The sequence below is a fragment of the Acinetobacter gerneri DSM 14967 = CIP 107464 = MTCC 9824 genome (assembly GCF_000368565.1).
Taxonomy (GTDB): Bacteria; Pseudomonadota; Gammaproteobacteria; order Pseudomonadales; family Moraxellaceae; genus Acinetobacter; species Acinetobacter gerneri.
Genome location: NZ_KB849549.1, coordinates 276,616 through 295,831 on the forward strand (window position 1 = coordinate 276,616; position 19,216 = coordinate 295,831).

The following is a 19,216-nucleotide window of genomic DNA, read 5'->3' on the forward strand; positions in this document are numbered from 1 at the left end:
AACAAATTTATGAATAATAAAATTTATAATTTAATAAATAATGTCTAATTTTCTCAATAATATACCACAAAAAATAAAGGCTCCACGTGGAGCCTTTATCAGTATCAAACTAGAGATTAGTGATCAGATGCACCTGAGATACCAATACCTGTTTGTGAACGTACATACTGTGCATCAAATGCTTTACGTTCTGCTTGAGCACGTGCTGATTTATCAGTCACAGAGAAGAACCAACAGCAGAAGAATGCAAGTGGCATAGCAAATAATGCTGGACCGTTATATGGGTTGATTGGAGTATCAGAGATTTTTAATGTATCTACCCAAACTGCTTTAGACAGGATGATCAATACCACTGCTGTAACCAAACCAACCACACCACCAATCACTGCACCACGAGTTGTTAAACCTTTCCAGAACATTGAAAGAACAAGTACTGGGAAGTTTGCACACGCTGCTACAGAGAATGCCAAGCCAACCATGAATGCTACGTTTTGTTTTTCGAACAAAATACCCAAGATCATCGCAAAGATAGCCAATCCTAAAGTTGCAATCTTAGACATACGAAGTTCAGATTCTGGAGTCGTTTGACCTTTTTTCAATACGTTTGCATACAAGTCATGAGAAATCGCTGACGCACCTGAAAGTGTAAGACCCGCTACAACCGCAAGGATTGTCGCAAATGCTACAGCAGAGATGAAGCCCATGAACAAGTCGCCGCCAACAGCATCTGCAAGATGAACTGCAGCCATGTTGTTACCACCAACAAGTTCTAACTTGCCAGTAACCGCCATTTTTGCAACGTCGATGAATTGAGGGTTGTTTGATACAAAAAGGATCGCACCAAAACCAATGATGAATGTCAATAAGTAGAAGTAACCAATGAAACCTGTTGCTACTACAACTGATTTACGTGCTTCTTTCGCATCTTTTACAGTAAAGAAACGCATCAAGATATGTGGCAAACCTGCTGTACCGAACATCAATGCTAGACCAAGAGATAAAGCATCAAGTGGGTTTTTCGCTAAGCTACCAGGACCCATGATTTTAGAAGCATCAGCAACGCTCACATCATGAACTTTTGCAAATACATTAATCGATTGTCTAAACATTTCAGAGAAGCTATAGCCTACAGAATGCATTACCATGAATGCCATGAAGGTTGCACCTGAAAGTAACATCACCGCTTTAATGATCTGTACCCAAGTCGTTGCAAGCATACCGCCGAAGATTACGTAAGCCATCATCAATAGACCTACGATCACAACTGCAATGTTGTAGTTCAAACCAAATAGAAGTTTGATCAACTGACCTGCACCCACCATTTGTGCGATCAAGTAGAACGCAACAACAACGAGTGAGCTAATCGCAGCAAGTGTACGAACTGGTTTTTCTTCTAAGCGGAAAGAAACAACGTCAGATAGGTTATATTTACCTAAGTTACGAAGACGTTCAGCAACCAAGAAGAGTACGATTGGCCAACCAACCATGAAACCAAGTGAATAAAGCAAGCCATCGAAGCCTGAGCTAAACACCATCGCAGAAATACCAAGGAACGATGCTGCTGACATATAGTCACCCGCAATCGCCAAACCATTTTGGAAACCTGAGATACCACCACCAGCAGTATAGAAGTCCGCAGTATTAGTCGTTTGTTTAGCAGCCCATTTGGTAATGAACAATGTTAGACCCACGAAAATAGCAAACATGATAATTGCATGCCAGTTCGTTGCCTGTTGTTGAGCTTCACCTAGGTCAGGACCAGCCATTGCTACACCTGACATTGCAAGCGTTGCAGTAGCTAAAGCTGCTTTCGATTTAAATGAATTCCATTTCATCATACTGATTCACCACCAGAAACGTTCGAATTATTGGTATTTGACTTTTCATGTGCGATAGCTTCAACTTCTTTCATCGCTTCTGCAGTCAACTGGTCTAATGTATTGTTGGCGATATATGAATAAACACCACAAAGCACAAATGACAACACAATGATTCCAAGTCCTAAAGGAATCCCCCATGTTGTTACACCACCGCTAAATGAACTCATTAAAAATTCTTTGTTGTAACCAACTAAAAGCATAAATCCCACGTAAACAACTAACATGATGATAGTAAGTGTCCAACTGAGCGTACTTTTTTTGCTGACCATTTGTTTGAATTTAGGATTTTGTAGAATACGTTGTACCTGTACGTCATCCATAGCATTGCTCCTTGATAATGGCCATCTGCGGCCATTTTTTAATCCTTATTTTTACGTGTACAAAAATATCAATCTTGTATGCCTCTCGTAACTTAGACTTTGGTCGCTAAATTTTGAGCGATTTAAACGCCTAACACTTTGAATGCGGTATCATATAGACAGTTTTCAATATTAAAAAACCTATGAATAGTTGGCTGATCATTGGGGTTTTGGCCCTTTATATCTTTGTTTTATTCAGTTGTGCATTCTTCGGTGAGAAGCATGCCAGTCGTTTAAGCACGCGCGGCAGAATGTTACTCTTTAGTCTAACATTGGGTGTTTATTGCTCATCTTGGACATTTTATGGAGCGACTGGTGCGGCTGTTCGTGAAGGGATCATCTTCCTGCCGATTTATCTTGGTCCACTGTTATTTGTCTGGTTAGGTTATGACATTTGGCGTCGATTAGGTCGAGTCAGACAGCATCATGCTATTTCATCGATTGCTGACTTTGTGGCTGCTCGCTATGGTAAAAGTGGCGCATTGGCTTCATTGGTTACGATCTTGGCCGTGATCGCTATTATTCCTTATCTTGCTTTACAGCTTCGAGCCATTGCCCTCAGTGCATCAGTCATGTTGCAACATGATACCCATGTGATTTCAACTACAACCAATGGTGTACTGGGCTTAACCGCAGTTTTAGCCATTTTAGCCATGATGTTTGGTACGCGTCAGATCGCCAATACAGAACAACATGGCGGTTTGATGCTCGCAGTCGCATTTGAATCTTTTGTAAAGCTGTTTGCGTTACTCTGTGTCGCTTTTTTCTTTATTTTAGAAAAACCTGAAAATATCCTACAAATTTCACATGATGTGACTAAAACTTTCCATGAAGTTCAGCTCTTTGGGGTTCCTGAAACTTTTTGGGTGCAGACGCTGTTGGCAGCACTCGCAATTATTTGCCTACCACGCCAATTTCACGTTGCCGTGGTTGAGCTTCGAGATGAAAAACATATACGTGGTGCACGTCGCTGGTTTGCGACCTATTTAATATTAACTATTTTTGCCATTATCCCGATTGCCAGTTGGGCCTTACATGCAGCACCTGAATATCTCACTATTCCCGATGTTGCAGTTTTATCGCTACCCCTGAGTTATAACCAAGAATGGTTGACTTTACTGGCATTTTTGGGCGGTTTTTCAGCATCTACAGGTATGCTTTTGGTATCCTCTGTAGCACTGTCGATCATGTTGAGTAATGACTTAATCATGCCTGCGCTTTGGCGTTTTGGTCTGCTCTCTCGTCATGATAAACGCTTACCTCAAGTCCTCAAGTTTACTCGTCGTATCTGTATCTTGGGGGTCATGTTACTTGGATTTTTATTCTTCCATTTCTTCAACGATATCGACCAACTTTCGGTGTTTGGTTTACTTGCCTTTAGTGCGGTTGCCCAATTTTCACCAGCATTGATTGGTGGTCTATATTGGCGTGGAGGAAGTCGCCAAGGGGTTTATGCAGGGCTGATCGTTGGTTTTATTATGTGGATTTACACACTACTTCTACCAACGATTTTGCGCAGTTTGCCTGTTGAATATAGTGAATTTGTCCATCAATTTTTAATGCAAGGTCCATTTGGCATAGAATGGTTACGCCCTGAAGCCTTACTTGGTTTTGAATCTTTTGCACCATTAACACATGGTGTTATTTGGGCATTGGGCTTAAACATTACACTATATATTTGGGTCTCGCGGATTTATCGCCCAAGCATTGCCGAACAGATTCAGGCAGAAAGTTTCTTCTATTATGAAACCAAGCCTTTACCTACTCACAACACTTCAACCGACATCAATTATTTACATCATGATGTTGCACGCTTAAAAGTGGGTGATCTGATCACACTAGCTAAACGCATTACAGGTGAAGGTCCAACCATGCATGCGTTTCGTCAGTTCTGCATTATGAATAATGTCGTACTCAACGAAAATGGCAGTGCCAATGGGATGTGGTGGCGTTTCACCGAACAATACCTTGCAGGTACGATTGGTGCTGCTTCAGCACGAACTTTGCTGACCACAGCGATGGTGAACAATGGCTTGGCACTTGGGCAAGTCGCGAACATTCTCGACCAAGCTTCACAATGGCAACGCTTTAATCAAAACTTGATCATGACCATGATTGACCACATGACGCAAGGGGTGAGTGTGGTCGATGAAAATATGTGTTTGGTCGCGTGGAATAATCAATACCTTAAACTGTTCGATTATCCAAAAGATTTAGTATATGTCGGTTGCCCTATCGCAGATCTAATTCGTTATAACGCTGAACGTGGTGAATGTGGACCGGGTTCAGTTGAAGAACATGTCCGCAAACGCATTCATTGGATGAAAGTCGGTAGCGCCCATGAGTTTGAACGCATCCGTAAAGATGGTCGTGTCATTCAAATGCGGGGTAATCCGATTGAAGGTGGCGGTTTTGTAACGACCTTTGCCGACATTACCGCATTCCGTGAAAATGAAGCACTACTCGAAGGACGTGTGCAAGATCGCACTCAACAGTTGGCAAATGCACTAGCAGAACAACAACTCGCACGTGAACAAGCCGATAAAGCCAATATGTCGAAGAGTCGATTTATTGCGGCTGCAAGTCATGACTTACTCCAACCAATGCATGCAGCACGTTTATTTAGTACCGCGCTAGAACAAAGTATCCAGTCAGACGAAGATCGTAAAACGTTACAGCAACTTGATCGTGCCTTACATGGTGCGGAAAGTATGTTGTCCGCATTATTAGATATTGCACGTTTAGAAGGCGGGAGTATCCAACCTAAACGCCAATCTTATCCATTGCATGATCTGCTCAGCGACCTTGAGCTACAATTTAAATCGATTGCAGCACAACGTGGCATCAAACTTCATGTGCATGATGCACAATTTTGGATTGATACTGATCCACAATGGATTCGTCGAATTATCCAAAACTTTGTCAGCAATGCACTACGTTATACAGCTAAAGGTCGTGTTGTTGTGGGTGTACTGCGCTCATCTACCCGTCCACAACATATTCGTATCGGCGTGTGGGATACGGGTCCGGGGATCGCTGAAGAACAACGCATCAAACTATTCCAAGAATTTGAACGCTGTGGACATACCTCTCCGTGGGGAGAACAAGGTTTGGGCTTAGGTCTGGCCATCGTGCAACGTATGACCAGCGTGTTGGACTATCCTGTGCATGTTTATTCAAATCTTGGCAAAGGCTCATGCTTTATGATCGAAGTGCCTGTGGTTGAAGCACCGAAAGTCATTGCAGCACCTGTACAAGCTGTACCGCTCAAAACCAAAGCATATAAGATTTTGTGTTTGGACAATGATGAAACCATTTTGGAAGGTATGAGTACCTTGCTGACCAAATGGGGTTATCAAGTTTACAAGGCAACAGAACCAGAACAAGCACTTGAAATTATCCAACAGGAAAATATCCAAGTGTGGTTAGTCGATCAACATCTCAACAATAACAAAATTGGTTTGGACTTTATCTTAGAACAACGTCAGGAAAATGTACCTGTGGCATTGATCACTGCCGATTCTGATCCAGAACTTCCGCAAAGACTTAAAGAGGTCAATGTGGTTTTACTGAAAAAACCACTCAAACCGGCTTCATTGAGGGCTTGGTTATCTGGACTGAAAATCTCCAAATAACAGTAATAAATCTAAAAGTCATTGCAAATACAAAACCATGTGGAGATACATCCACATGGTTTTTTTTACCGAATAAATAAGCAAAAAACACAATTAATTACCTAGACTTGCATAATATTTTTCAACTTAGGCAAAAGATTTCAAAATCGTGCTAAAAAATTCAGTTTGGATTTGCCAAAAATGCTATTGCGTACTTTTCATTGGCAAAGAACATCAAAAAAGTAAGTGAACACACGCACACTTATTTACAATTACATAAGAGCCTGATTTTAATAACCTTATAACCTGCTATTTCACTATATACAACTTTAGTCGTATTCCTATTGCATCTTTGATAAATCATAAATAGATCATCATTTATCCTTTTATACATCTGTATTGAAATAGTAAAAAACAAAAAGGATCCAATATCCGTCTCAATCTGGGAGTCTCCTCATGGATATTCAAAAAGCAATACCTCAAGGGCATCATCAAACTCAACAACTCCACCGCCAATATGCAGCTAATGCAATCCTTCCTGAAATCAATTGGCAAGATATTTTCCAATACAGCAAATTAAATAACACCCATCTACAAGCGTTGGATGCAATCTATCGTAGTGCTGTACCTTTGGCGCTCAATATTTTTGATGAATTAAAATTTGACGTATTTGCACCTGCCGCTTTTCATCCGCAAGGTCTGGGACTTTTTGACAAATTGGCAAAGCAAGAACAAAAGCTGATTGATGGTCTAGAGTCTGAATGTGATTGTTTGAGTAATGAAACTCGCCATCAAATTTGGAGTATGTTGCTTCGTGGTGGTGCAGTTCTGGTCTTTAAAGCATGGCTAGGTAAAGTTAAAACTGGCGAAAATCAATTGGATATAAGCCAATTTGATGAGCTTTCTGATCTACTGTTTATCAAAACTCAACCTACAGAATTAGCCAATCGTTTACACGTCAATCCACAAGCCAATTATGAACATATTTTCTTGATGCATGGTACTGACATTTTCTTAGATCGTTTTAATAGTTTAGAAACGGCAGCTTTATTTGTCGATTTGGGTGTCTATGATGCTGCGTTCTTAAGTCTGCGTGATGATCGTGTTGCGTCGCACTTAAAAGCCAAAGGTTATGTAACCCAAGAACAGATTGATGATTTGCAATGTGCTTTAAATCCACTTAATTGCGATGAATTAAGTCCTAATCAAGATTGTTTGGTTTAACCTATTGGTTTAATACCTATCTAAGATATAAAAAAGACCTCATGCGAGGTCTTTTTTTGGACACTGTATTATATTTTCTTTTCATCAATATTTAAGGCATTGATTGCAAGCACCGCTTGAGTACGATTTTGCACGCCTAATTTTCTAAAAATTGCGGTTACATGCGCTTTGATCGTTGCTTCTGAAACATCAAGCTCATAAGCGATTTGCTTATTGAGTAAGCCTTCTGCAACCATCATTAATACACGGAACTGTTGTGGTGTAAGAGATTGGATACGTTCTGCCAAAGCGGTTTCATCTGCCGCACGTGGGTCAAAGCTCACATTGGCTGGTAAATTTGGTGGTAACCAGATTTCACCTTCTAAAACTTGACGAATCGCTTCACCAATATGGCTTGGATGCGCAGATTTTGGAATATAGCCCATCGCACCATGCGCAATTGCACGCTGGATAATAGATGTTTCTTCATGTGCTGAAACGACGATAATCGGCAAAGAAGGATACTGGGCACGAACATGTACCAAAGCCGAAAAACCAGAGGCACCTGGTAAATTTAAGTCCAATAACACCAAGTCTGGCTCAGGACCATTTTCTAAACGTTCATAAAATTCGTTTACAGCTGCCGTCTCATGAATTTGGGCTTGCGGTAGACTGTATCGAACTGCTTGAATCAAAGCATGACGAAATAGCGGATGATCATCAACGATTAAAATATTCATAAGCGACGTCAGAAGTCTCTAGCACAGTCTTTTATTTTAACCATACTATAACAATTAAGGATACGTAAATCTTACCAGTTTTTTGCATAAAACGTCGGCTAATTAAAAAAATTGATGTTTTTTTAAATGAAATTCAAAGAAAGCTGAAAACTAAATCACTTTTTCATATAAATTTAATCTGCATATCTGCAAAGCTATCCAATACAAAATATAAATTTCAACATCATAGATTTAGCGTTGGGAAATATTCGGTCCTGCCATTTTATATTGATATATCTAAAATAATGATAACTTTTCTGTTTTTGCTTATTTTACAGTATAAGCCTTGCTGGGGATAAATGATGACATTCCGAATCAAAACGAGATCATCATCATGTCTAATTTTGCACAGCAAAAACCGCTCAACATTGTTGCTGTTTCAGGCGGGCTAAACAATCCTTCTAAAACTGAAAGTTTAGTACAGGCTATTATTGATGAATTGGGTGAAGCGACTCCGATTCATGTGCATTTTATTAAATTTAGCGAAATTGGACATCTGCTTGGTGGTGCAATCTATCGCAATCAGCTTCCTGAGCAAATCCAAGCTGATCTCGCAAAACTAGAAGCTGCCGATGCACTCATCGTCGGTACACCTGTTTATCGTGCTTCATTTACTGGTTTATTTAAGCACTTTTTTGACTTTGTAGAACAAACTGCCTTGGTTGATGTTCCTGTTTTATTGGCGGCTTCTGGCGGTTCAGATCGTCATGCTTTAGTCCTTGAACACCAACTTCGTCCATTGTTTAGCTTTTTCCAAGCGCAAACTTTACCGATCGGTGTTTATGCAACAGACAAAGATTTTTCTGCAGAATATACCGTCAAAAGTGAGCAACTTCTTGATCGAATCAAACTTGCCGTTGCCCGCGCTTTACCTGTCTTAGAATGGGCGCCAGCCAAAGGTGAACGTGCAGCAGCCGTTAAAGATAAAACTGAGCAAGCCAAGCAAAATCTTGGGATTAACAAATTGATCGAACAAGAAGAAGTGCTTCCGTCTGCAGCTGTGCCAAGCCTAGATGCAGCAGAAACTCGTTTACACCATAAAAAGCCCAAGCAACAAGTCGCTTAATAATCAACTAACTCATTATAAATAATCAAAACATCGGAGTATCAGCAATGACACAATTAAAACAACATCCAAAACAACAAGAGCTGATAAAGTTTGCTTATTGGGTACCCAATGTCAGTGGCGGTTTGGTGGTGAGCAACATTGAGCAGCGTACTGATTGGAGTTATGACTACAATGTTAAGCTAGCCCAAACTGCAGAAAAAAATGGCTTTGAATATGCACTGACTCAAATCCGATTTACCGCAGGATATGGCGCTGAAAATCAACATGAATCGGTTAGCTTTAGTCATGCCCTACTCGCCAAAACGGATAAACTCAAAGTCATTGCCGCAATTCTTCCAGGTCCGTGGAAGCCTGCACTGGCTGCAAAACAATTGGCGACCATTGACTATTTAACCGAAGGTCGAATCGCCATCAATGTGGTTAGCGGATGGTTTAAAGGTGAGTTCGATGCAATTGGTGAAGTCTGGCCTGAACATGACGAACGTTATGTCCGCTCAGAAGAGTTCATTCGCACACTCAAAGGGATCTGGACCACTGATAACTATAGTTTTGATGGAAAATATTACACATTTAAAGAATATACCCTCAAACCTAAGCCACTACAAAAACCACATATTGAAGTTTTCCAAGGCGGAAGCTCAAGAGCTGCACGAGATATGGCATCACGTGTATCAGATTGGTATTTTACCAACGGCAATACACCTGAAGAAATCAAAAAACAAGTGGATGACATTCGCGAAAAAGCCAAACAAAACAATCATCAAGTCAAAATTGGAGTAAATGCTTTTATCATCGCACGTGATACCGAAGAAGAAGCCAAAGCCGTACTTCAAGAAATCATCGATAAAGCCAATGTGGAAGCTGTAAACGCTTTTGGTGATGCAACACGGGAAGCGGGTGCTGCATCGAAAGAAGGAGAAGGAAACTGGGCTAAATCAACTTTTGAAGACTTGGTTCAATATAATGATGGCTTTAAAACCAATTTGATCGGCACACCAGAACAAATCGCTAAGCGAATCGTTGAACTTAAAAGTATCGGCGTTGATCTTATCCTTTCAGCCTTTTTGCACTTCATAGAAGAAGTTGAATACTTTGGAGAAAAAGTGCTTCCTCTTGTTCGTGAACTTGAAAGAAAATCAGAAAATCAACAGCAAATTACGGCGAAATCAGCGTAAAACCACTCATAATCACCAATAATCAGAATCACCCACACAAAAAAATATTAATTTCGTCCCTCAAGACTCGGTTTGAGGGATTTTTTTATTGATTTCAAACCGATACGTTTTTGCTTTATAAATCTAGTTCCATATAATAAAGCTAGATCTTGGAAAAGATTTAATAATTTTTTTTGAAATACTTTTTTATTTTAATTTAACAAGATAAAGTCTATATATAATAACTCAACATATCATGTTATTAATCACGTAATATTTTTATTTATACCTCTGCCTTCTACTCATTAATATCTCTTTTTTATTTATCAATAAACTTAAAATTATAATTAAAAAATAAATAATGAATATTTCCAATAAAAGATTAATTTAATTTTAAAAATACAATTCGACTGCTTTCCAAGCAGATAGAGCTAGCTCTCTTCTAAAATATTTAGGTCGATTATCCACACGTCCTAGAACCCAATTTTTGCAATAATGTTCTGTTATACCAAATATTAGGGATAGAATTAAATCTAGAGGAATGCTATTAAGCCGACTTTTATACTCAGGTGTTGAAAACCAGTTAATAATAAGTTTCTTCGTATTTAATTTCTTTTGTTCTAACTCTTGCTTATATTGACTGTGAAATACATAAAACTTCCCGGAAAATAACACTTCTGCAAATAATGGATGTTCATCTACCCAGTCCACATAACTTAAAACAATTGCAGCAATACTTCTTTCAAAATTGGTCGCCTGAAGTAAGTAATGTTCCATATAACGATTTAAATCGTCCAAAGCGATAAAGATCAATGAAGCAATAATACCCTCCTTATTTTTGAAATGATGATAAATCGAACCGACACTAATTTCTGATTTTTTCTTTATAATTTCTATAGTTGTAGACTCTATACCATGTTCGGAAAAGCATATTAGCGCGTCTTTCAATATTATGCTTTTGATATCAGCCTTATTCAAATAAGCCCTATGTATAACATCAAAATCCTTCATTACATACTCCTAGAAATTGCCACGCCATTCTACATGCAAATTAAAGCACAAAGCTTAAACGCGTTTATTTTGAATATTAATTTACTGAAGTAAATATTTTTTATTATTTTAAATAAACTTGTTTTTTCATAAATAATTTCCATATAAATAACAATTAATTAAAAAATAATATTTCAAATATAGCGAATAAAAAGCTAGAATTAAATTCTAAAGTTTTGATTATTTTGTTGAATATTCAATTTTAACAAATATACAACTATAGTCTAATCATGCATTATTTTATGCTCGCATGTACTTTTTTAAACAAATTAAATTAAGAATAATTTTCATTTAAATCCATAATTAAAATAAGACAATTTATTTTATTAACATAATAAATATTAGAAATACTATTATAAAAAACAAAAATACCACTTCATATTTAAAGTGGCATTTTATAATTTTCAAATCTATATTTCATTATCCATGGACTATTCAATCTAATATTGAACGGACCTCTTTGATGAGTTGATCTACGACTTGCGGTTCAGCTAAGGTTGAAGTATCACCTAAAGAATCAAGTTCATTGGCGACAATTTTCCTTAAGATTCGACGCATAATTTTCCCTGATCTGGTTTTTGGCAAAGAAGGTGCCCAAAAAATAGCATCAGGTGTCGCAACAGGTCCCATGACTTTTCGAACCCAGACATAAAGCTCTTTTCGTAGCTCTTCAGACTCTGCAACATCCGCTTGTAGCGTGACATAGGCAGCAATGCCTTGCCCTTTGATATCGTGCGGCATACCCACCACGGCTGCTTCTGCGACACTATCATGTGCAACTAGCGCACTTTCAATTTCGGCTGTACCCAAACGATGACCCGAAACATTAAGCACATCATCGACACGACCCGTAATCCAGTAGTAACCATCCTTATCGCGTCTCGCTCCATCTCCAGTAAAATAATTGCCGGGATAAGTCGAGAAATATGCTTCTATAAAGCGTTGTGGATCACCCCAAATTGTGCGCATTTGTCCTGGCCACGAATCTTTGATGATGAGATTACCTTCAGCCACACCTTCAATTTCATGTCCATCCGCATCAACAAGTGCAGGTTGCACACCAAAAAATGGACGTGTTGCTGAACCGGGTTTCAGAGGAGTTGCGCCAGGTAACGGTGAAATCAAGATTCCGCCTGTTTCTGTTTGCCACCACGTATCAACGATCGGACAACGACTTTCTCCAACCACGGTATAGTACCAATTCCAAGCTTCGGGATTGATTGGCTCACCCACTGAACCCAATAAACGCAAACTACTCCGATCACTTTCACGAACAAAGGCATCACCCTCACGCATCATGGCGCGGATCGCAGTTGGTGCAGTATATAAAATGGTCACATTATGCTTATCAACGATATGCCCTGTTCGTGCCCATGTTGGATATTGCGGTACACCTTCAAACATGACCGTGGTTGTACCATTAGAAAGTGGTCCATAAATCACATAAGAATGCCCCGTAATCCATCCCACATCCGCAGTACACCAAAACACATCATCTTGTTTTAAATCAAAAATTTCTCTAAATGTGCAATTAACATAAGTAATATAACCACCCGTCGTATGTAAAACACCCTTGGGCTTACCAGTCGAACCAGAGGTATATAAAATAAATAGTGGATCTTCAGCATTCATCGGTTCAGGCGGGCAAATATCATTTACTTCCATGATCGCCATGTGATACCAAATATCACGCCCATTTTTCATTTCAATCGGATTGCCTGTGCGATGCACCACGATGACATGTTCGACCGAACCCGTACCGTCAAGCTGTAAGGCTGCATCCACATTTTCTTTTAATGGAATCGGCTTACCGCCACGCATGCCTGAGTCAGCAGTGATGATCAATTTTGCCTGACTATCATCAATTCGACTTGCCAAAGAATCTGGAGAAAAGCCACCAAAAACCACACAATGCACAGCACCGATTCGAGCACAGGCCAACATCGCAATCGCAGCTTCAGAGACCATCGGCATATACATGATCACTCGATCGCCTTTTTGTATGCCATGTTTCTTTAAAACATTGGCAAAACGACAAACTTCATCATGTAATTCTTCAAATGAAATAATCTTATGTCTTGAGGGATGATCCCCTTCCCAAATAATGGCTGGTTTATGTGGATGTTCTTTTAAATGTCGGTCTAAACAATTGGCACTTACATTAATCTGACCATCCGAAAACCATTCGATTTTGAAATATTCAGGGTCATAATTGCTGTCTTTTACTTTGGTGAATGGCTTTATCCAATCCAGTTTTTTTGCCATTTCACCCCAAAATTCGTCTGGGTTTTCAACAGATTGCTTATATTTAGCAAAATATTGTTCCTCTGTTGTTCGAGCTGTTTTTACAAATTCTTCTGGTACAGGATAGATTTCATTCATAGTATTCTTCCTTGATTTTTCTCTCATCTCGAGAGCCATGCCAACTTATAGAGATTTTTATTTCATTGCATTTGAGCAGTATGACCATATCTGGAAAACTCAAACAATCATGCTTTGGTCTAAGTTTAAATTAACTGTTATTTATCGGAATAACCACTGTTTTTTAGATGATTATTCAAATTTTCCGTATCCGTTTATTTCTTTTAATCTTATAATTCCTCGGGTAAAAAGCGAACAATTGCTTCATAAAGCCAACATTTTTTAACAGACCCAATAGGGTAACGATCATGCAAGCGCAAGAATCAGCTCCATTCTTCTCAAAAAATCAACCCGCTCCTACTGATAATCCGCTATCACCTAGTGGTCGTTTCAATCGTTTGAGCTTTATTGCGTGGTATGGATTCTTATATATCATCGTCCTTGGGGCGATGTTTAGCCTGAGTTTGACGATGGGGATTTTCAATCTCAATACCCTGCAATTTAATGACCATTTTTTAAATGCATTGAATGGCGTTGCAGGCATCGCGTTCGGCATAATTTCTATTTTTTATGTGTATTTTAATTTTGTCATCATGATCCGACGCCTGCATGACCGCAACAAATCTGGCTGGTTTTGTTTGTTGATGTTCTTGCCTGTGATCAATATTTTCTTTGTGCTTTATCTTATTTTTGCCCGTGGATGCCAGCGTTTTAATCGCTTTGGACATCCCCGCCCTGCCTCAGTTTTAGAAAAAATCATGGCATGGCTCATGATCCTATTAACGATCACAAGCCTATTTGCCTCTGCAAGCTTAGTTTCATATATGGTCGGTAGCGGAGAGCTGGAAAATCCAGCAGAAATCATTCAAAAAAATACGCGATACGTTTAAAAAACGCATACAATCCTCCCACATTTATTTTATAACAGAGTGATATTTTTGAAATGATATTACTCTGTGCACTATTCATTTATTTTGTGTGATTTTTCCATTTAAATCCTACAAAAAAAATGAATAAAAAAATCTCTATTTTTTTAATAAAATGGTGATTTTTTAAATCAATTTGTTTTATCGAAGTATTCAATTTTTTGGAAAATACCGTGGCCCAAGAACAAGGCAAGTTAAGTGATGTTGCTCAAGACACCACTCAACTTTTACATGATGCAGGCGAAAAAACTGCGCAAACTGTCATTGCCCATACAGCAAAATATCACGATGCCTACTCGACGATTGATAAAATCATTGATGCATTTTGGCAGCGTGTGCCTTATTTTTGTATCGCGATCGTCGTTATTATTATTTTTTGGTTGTTGTCTAAAGTCTTCAAATTTTTTGTGCGTAAAACTTTAGAAAACAGATCTTATACTCGCCAAAATTTGGTTTTGGTGCTGAACCGAATTGGTAGCACATTTATTGTATTCTTTGGTTTTCTTATTGCGATGGTGATTGCCATTCCAGGCTTTACCCCAGGACAACTGATGAGTGCACTTGGGATTGGTTCTGTTGCAATCGGTTTTGCATTTAAAGATATTTTCCAAAATATGCTGTCAGGTATCCTGATTTTACTCAGTGAATCTTTCAAAATTGGCGATACTATTATCGTGAATAATATGGAAGGAACGGTTGAAGATATCCAAATCCGTGCTACTTTTTTACGTTCTCCAGATGGACGTCGTATCGTAATTCCCAATGCGACTGTTTATACCAGTGCTGTAACGGTCAATACCGCATATCAACGTCGTCGCTGTGACTTTAAAGTCGGCATTGGCTATGAAGATGACGTACAAAAAGCCAAGAAAATTGTTCTCGATCTTCTTGATAGAGATCAAAATATCTTGAGCCAACCTGCTTTTAGCGTAAATGTAAGCTCACTGGCTGATTTCTCGATTCAACTTTCTGTGACTTGGTGGGTAGATACCACCGAAACTACAACTTCAGCCTCTATCAGTAAAGTACAGGAAGAAGTAATCGAAGCCTTCAATGCCCAAGGCATCTCGATTCCTTACCCTGTTCAAGAAGTTAAAGTTTATCGCGGCGAACTTGCAAGCAAAGAAATTGATCAAGCTCCAAAGGCTTAGTCTAAAAAATAATAACTTAACAAAACAATCTCCCTAGTAAATAAGGGATGACGGTTTCGGTTCTGATAATACGGTTGCCTAAGTGAAATGCTTGGCAGCCGTTTTTTATCAGTAAATCAATCTCATAAGGAATAAATCCACCTTCTGGCCCAATCACAATATTACAAGAATGTTCAATTGAACTTGGCATAGGGTTTTCCACATAAGGATGCGCCACAAAAGCAGGACAATTCTCATGAATTAGCGTGGGTAAAACATCCTCAACAAAGGGTTTAAATCGTTTATATATTTCAATTTTTGGGGCAATCGTATCCCCTGCTTGTTCCAAACCTAAAGTAATATATTGGTCTAATTGTTGTAAGAATGGGCTTTGCCAATAACTTTTATCCACGCGGTAACTGTGGATAAGTATAATCTTATCCACACCTAGCGTTACACTATCCACAATCAAGCGCCTTAATACCTTAGGGCGAGGCATAGCAACGATCAAAGTCACAGGAAGTTTGTCAGGCACAGCCTGTTCTTGTAGTCGTTTTAACACGATTTTTTGATCTGAAATTTCTAATATTTCAGTGATATAGCGTTTTCCTTCACGAATACCTACTTTTAAGGTATCCCCAACTTGAATATCTACGTGTTGTTTTAAGTGCTCAATTTGACGCTTGGAGCTGATCGTCCAAAGCGCTTGTTCAGTTTGTCGTGGATCAAGTAAGACAATATTCATGTGAATAATTCAAATTTTTCTCAAAGATATATCATGTGAAAAATGCTTAAACTATATATTGATTGATCGCATAGATATGTTTTTGCAATGAACCACGATTCTTTTCTAAAACATGTTCTGCATTTTTCACCAATGCTTGAGCATATTGAGTGTCATTTATGCATTGTAAAAGTAAGGCTGCCACTTGTGCTGCATCATTTCCAATTTTAAGCGCATTTTCACTTAAAAATTCATCTACTATAGTTTGAAAATTAAAATAATTTGGTCCGATAATCGTCGCAACATCGAGAACCAGAGGCTCTAAAATATTGTGTCCACCACCAGGTTCATTGAGTGATCCCCCAACAAAACACGCTTGACTTAAAGCATACCAAAGCCACAACTCACCCATGCTATCTGCCAGATAAACTTGTGTATCTTTTTGAATTAGTTGATTTAAACTACGGCGTTGTGTGACGAGATTTAAGCTTTTAGCCACATCAAACACTTCATCAAAACGTTCAGGATGACGTGGCACTACAATACATAACAAGCTCGGATCTTGGTCCAAATGTGGCTTTAAAGCTGTTAAAAGCTTCTGCTCTTCAGGTGCATGGGTACTTGCGATACACATGATTTTACGTTCAGAAAGCTGCCATTCTTGTTTCAATTTAACTGACTTTTCAATAAATTCTTGCGGTGCATGTATATCAAATTTGATATTTCCAAGCACTTGAGCTTTGCTTTTTGGCATCCCCAAAGCAACAAAGCGATTGAGTGTCGCCTGATCTTGCGCCAACAACATTTCCATTTCTTTGAGCATTTGCGCAGTAAGCGTTTTCACTTTGCCGTAGCCATTGGCTGATTTTTCAGAAAGTCGGGCATTGATCAACATGCATGGAACTTTAAACTGTTTGGCTTGATCAATCAGGTTGGGCCATAACTCCGTTTCAACCAGCGCCAATAGTTTAGGTTGATATTTTAGAAAAAAAGCTTTGATGAGTTTTTTTTGGTCGGCAGGCAAATAAACTGCCTGAAATAATTTGCTATATGGTTCTTTTAAAAACAATGACTTTGCTCGTGCCTGCCCTGTTTTAGTGGTATTGGTGACCAATACGGCATGGCCTTGTTTTAGATAATGTTCAATCAAAGGTTGCGCGGCGTTGGTTTCTCCAACAGAAACGGCATGAAACCAAATGGCATGTTTATTTTTAACTTCTTGGAATGGACCAAAGCGTTCTATACATTCTTGTTGGTAGGCTTGAAAATTTTCCGCACGAGTTTTTATTCGCCATTTATACAAAGGCTTAATCAAGGTTAATGCTGCGTTATACCAAAAAGGAGTGGTCAAACAATTGCCCCAAATCAATGTGAATTGGGGCAATATAACAGAGCATTATCCACTTGTTAATGAATTATGCCCTGTTGTTTTGTTTTATTTTATTTTAATCCGCAATCACTCGGCTTTCTGCCAATGTTGGATAATCAATATAACCTTCAGCAACTTGTGCTCCGATCATATTTTCCAGCTTCAATTCATTTAATGGCGCATCCTGCAATAAACGCTCGTATAGATCAGGATTGGCAATATAAGCCTTGCCCCATGAAATCGCTTCTGCTTTGCCAGTGGTTAGCAATTCTTTGGCTGTTGGCAAATCAATTTTCATATTTGCAATATACGGCACGCCACCTGAGCGTTCTTTCATATACAGACTAATGCTGTCATCTGCCAAATATTCACGGGTAAAAAAGAATGCAATCTGACGTTTACCCAGCTCTTGCATCACATAACCGAATGTTTCTTTTGGATTTGCATCGCCCATATCATGCTCATCACCACGTGGTGCAAGATGAATCCCGACTCGGCCTGCGCCCCAAACTTCGATCAAAACATCCATCACTTCAAGCAATAAACGTGCACGATTTTCAGCAGAACCGCCATATTCATCCGTACGTAAATTGGTTGAACTTTGCAAAAATTGGTCGATTAGATAACCATTGGCAGCATGCAATTCCACACCATCAAATCCTGCCTCTTTGGCACGAATGGCAGCTTGTTTATACTGTTCTACGATGTGTTTAATTTCACTGATTTCAAGTGGGCGAGGTACAACATAATCACGTTTTGGGCGGAGTAAACTCACATGACCTTTTTGCTGTACAGCACTTGAAGATACTGGTGTTGTACCATTTAATAAATCAGGATGTGATACACGCCCCACATGCCATAGCTGTGCAACGATTAAGCCATCTTTGTCATGTACTGCTTGAGTGACTTTTTTCCAAGCATCGACTTGCGCATCACTAAATAGCCCGGGAGTATTCAGATAACCATTGGCTTCTTCGGCAATCACTGTTGCTTCGGAAATGATCAGCCCAGCACTCGCACGCTGTGCATAATATTCAACCATGATATCCGTAGGAACACGATCTGCTGTAGCACGACTACGTGTTAAGGGCGCCATGATGACACGATTTTTTAAATGTAAATCGCCGAGAACGAGAGGAGAATTGAGTTCAGCCATATTTGCCTCAATATTCACATTAAATCAAATCATTGAATGATGACTTAAAGTGAATTTTTAAGAAATTCAATATATTGCTGAATAAGTTGTTCGTTTCGTGAAAAATAGGACCATTGACCATATTTTTCAACTTGGATCAAACCTGCTTGTTGTAGCACAGAAAGATGATTGGACATGGTTGATTGTGAAACCTTGCCCAGCTGTTCAATATTTCCAGCACAAACGCCACGTGTAAATCCTCCGCACTGTTCTACGGACAAATAATCCTCTGGCCTCTTCAACCATTCTAAAATCTGTCTGCGCGTTGGATTTGCCAATGCTTTAAATATTAAATCTATATCCATGTTCAAGACACATTCAATCTAAAAAACACTATTCAGCACCTTTAGTTTAATATATCGTATTTTTGCGATATTAATATCGATTTTTTTAGATATATTGT

At 39.0% G+C, this 19,216-nt stretch carries 15 protein-coding genes; 6 read left to right on the top strand and 9 right to left on the bottom strand.

The features are described 5' to 3' along the window. Positions 1-116: 116 nt before the first annotated feature. Together F960_RS19265 and F960_RS19270 are read right to left on the bottom strand one after the other, a co-directional pair. Positions 117-1,835, bottom strand: a complete 1,719-nt coding sequence (locus F960_RS19265) for a cation acetate symporter (RefSeq protein WP_035373289.1) — start codon at positions 1,833-1,835, stop codon at positions 117-119. Beyond that, positions 1,835-2,200 (bottom strand): DUF485 domain-containing protein, encoded by a 366-nt coding sequence (locus F960_RS19270; RefSeq protein WP_004869987.1) that lies wholly within the window; start codon positions 2,198-2,200, stop codon positions 1,835-1,837. Before F960_RS19270 ends, F960_RS19265 begins: the two co-directional genes overlap by 1 nt. Positions 2,201-2,382: 182 nt before the next feature. Here F960_RS19270 and F960_RS19275 point away from each other — a divergent pair, with 182 nt between their 5' ends. Both F960_RS19275 and F960_RS19280 read left to right on the top strand, forming a co-directional pair. Then, the gene (locus tag F960_RS19275; protein WP_004869990.1) at positions 2,383-5,874 is read left to right on the top strand and encodes a hybrid sensor histidine kinase/response regulator; all 3,492 of its coding nucleotides are present in this window, start codon (positions 2,383-2,385) and stop codon (positions 5,872-5,874) included. Positions 5,875-6,309: 435 nt separating this feature from the next. Next, a complete protein-coding gene (locus tag F960_RS19280) occupies positions 6,310-7,077 on the top strand; it encodes a hypothetical protein (RefSeq protein ID WP_004869992.1) in 768 nt (255 codons plus the stop codon). A gap of 68 nt (positions 7,078-7,145) precedes the next feature. Here F960_RS19280 and F960_RS19285 read toward each other — a convergent pair whose 3' ends face one another. After that, a complete protein-coding gene (locus tag F960_RS19285) occupies positions 7,146-7,796 on the bottom strand; it encodes a response regulator (RefSeq protein ID WP_004869993.1) in 651 nt (216 codons plus the stop codon). Between the two features lie 373 nt (positions 7,797-8,169). Here F960_RS19285 and msuE point away from each other — a divergent pair, with 373 nt between their 5' ends. Both msuE and sfnG read left to right on the top strand, forming a co-directional pair. Continuing rightward, positions 8,170-8,901, top strand: coding sequence for an FMN reductase (gene msuE / locus F960_RS19290; protein ID WP_004869994.1), 732 nt, complete (start codon positions 8,170-8,172; stop codon positions 8,899-8,901). Positions 8,902-8,948: 47 nt separating this feature from the next. Next, entirely contained in the window at positions 8,949-10,079 is a 1,131-nt protein-coding gene (gene sfnG, locus F960_RS19295; RefSeq protein WP_004869995.1) for a dimethylsulfone monooxygenase SfnG, read from the top strand. Positions 10,080-10,451: 372 nt separating this feature from the next. Here the strand turns inward: sfnG and F960_RS19300 are convergent, their stop codons facing one another. Beyond that, the gene (locus F960_RS19300; RefSeq protein WP_004869996.1) at positions 10,452-11,069 is read right to left on the bottom strand and encodes a TetR/AcrR family transcriptional regulator; all 618 of its coding nucleotides are present in this window, start codon (positions 11,067-11,069) and stop codon (positions 10,452-10,454) included. Between the two features lie 474 nt (positions 11,070-11,543). Next, positions 11,544-13,490: an acetate--CoA ligase gene (gene acs / locus F960_RS19305; protein ID WP_004869997.1), complete on the bottom strand. Its 1,947-nt coding sequence runs from the start codon at positions 13,488-13,490 to the stop codon at positions 11,544-11,546. Between the two features lie 287 nt (positions 13,491-13,777). On the opposite strand from acs, the gene F960_RS19310 reads away from it, so the two are divergent. After that, positions 13,778-14,359, top strand: a complete 582-nt coding sequence (locus tag F960_RS19310; protein ID WP_004869998.1) for a DUF805 domain-containing protein — start codon at positions 13,778-13,780, stop codon at positions 14,357-14,359. Positions 14,360-14,568: 209 nt separating this feature from the next. Next, entirely contained in the window at positions 14,569-15,546 is a 978-nt protein-coding gene (locus tag F960_RS19315; RefSeq protein ID WP_004869999.1) for a mechanosensitive ion channel family protein, read from the top strand. A gap of 16 nt (positions 15,547-15,562) precedes the next feature. On the opposite strand, the gene F960_RS19320 is transcribed toward F960_RS19315, so the two are convergent. The 4 genes from F960_RS19320 to F960_RS19335 all read right to left on the bottom strand — a co-directional run bounded on the left by F960_RS19320 (position 15,563) and on the right by F960_RS19335 (position 19,118). Beyond that, positions 15,563-16,270 carry a 16S rRNA (uracil(1498)-N(3))-methyltransferase gene (locus F960_RS19320; protein WP_004870000.1) on the bottom strand — a complete coding sequence of 236 codons (708 nt, stop codon included), beginning with the start codon at positions 16,268-16,270 and terminating at the stop codon, positions 15,563-15,565. Positions 16,271-16,316: 46 nt separating this feature from the next. Continuing rightward, positions 16,317-17,600: a 3-deoxy-D-manno-octulosonic acid transferase gene (locus tag F960_RS19325; protein WP_035373283.1), complete on the bottom strand. Its 1,284-nt coding sequence runs from the start codon at positions 17,598-17,600 to the stop codon at positions 16,317-16,319. 94 nt (positions 17,601-17,694) lie between these two features. After that, a complete protein-coding gene (locus F960_RS19330; RefSeq protein WP_004870002.1) occupies positions 17,695-18,774 on the bottom strand; it encodes an alkene reductase in 1,080 nt (359 codons plus the stop codon). A gap of 44 nt (positions 18,775-18,818) precedes the next feature. After that, the gene (locus F960_RS19335) at positions 18,819-19,118 is read right to left on the bottom strand and encodes an ArsR/SmtB family transcription factor (protein ID WP_004870003.1); all 300 of its coding nucleotides are present in this window, start codon (positions 19,116-19,118) and stop codon (positions 18,819-18,821) included. Positions 19,119-19,216 lie beyond the last annotated feature (98 nt).